Annotated in this window: 1 protein-coding gene; it reads left to right on the top strand. The window is 42.8% G+C overall.

Annotation, left to right across the window (positions count from 1 at the left end; genetic code table 11):
• Nucleotides 1-459, top strand: a 459-nt coding sequence (locus I6F49_RS20285; protein ID WP_197181757.1) for a helix-turn-helix domain-containing protein, incomplete at its 5' end; no start/stop codon positions are given.
• Nucleotides 460-542: the final 83 nt, after the last annotated feature.

The raw sequence follows: 542 nt of genomic DNA, 5'->3' as shown, positions 1-542 counted from the left end.
CGCATACGCCTGCTTGCTGTTTCATTATTCTTTGAGGGTGAAAACAGAACGAATATTGCTAAGCGCCTAAATACAGCGCGCGCCAGTGTCAATAAATGGGTTTCAAGCTACCTTAACAATGGCATTGCTGGCTTGAACAACAAACCGATTAAAGGTCGTCCAGCTAAATTAACCTCACAACAACTAAATACACTGTCAGATTATGTAAAACAGTCAGCAAGTTCTTCAGAAGGAGGCAGACTAATGGGGAAAGATATTGCTCAGTATATTTATGACCAGTTCAACATTAGATATCACACCGATCATATTTACAAACTGCTCAAGAAGCGTGGGTTTAGTTGGGTCACAAGCCGTTCTAAGCACCCAAAGCAGTCAAATGAAAGCCAAGAGGCTTTTAAAAAAGTTCCAAGTGGAAACGATCCTTCACACCCCAGGGCATCTCCCTTTAGATCGCATTGATGTTTGGTTTCAAGATGAAGCACGGTTTGGACAACAAAATCAAACAACACGCTTATGGGCTGAAACAGGCTCGAGGCCTCGTG

Source organism: Pseudoalteromonas sp. SWN166 (assembly GCF_015864485.1).
Lineage (GTDB): Bacteria > Pseudomonadota > Gammaproteobacteria > Enterobacterales > Alteromonadaceae > Pseudoalteromonas.
The sequence above is the reverse complement of the archived record's forward strand: the minus strand, read 5'-3'. Positions and strand labels throughout refer to the sequence as shown.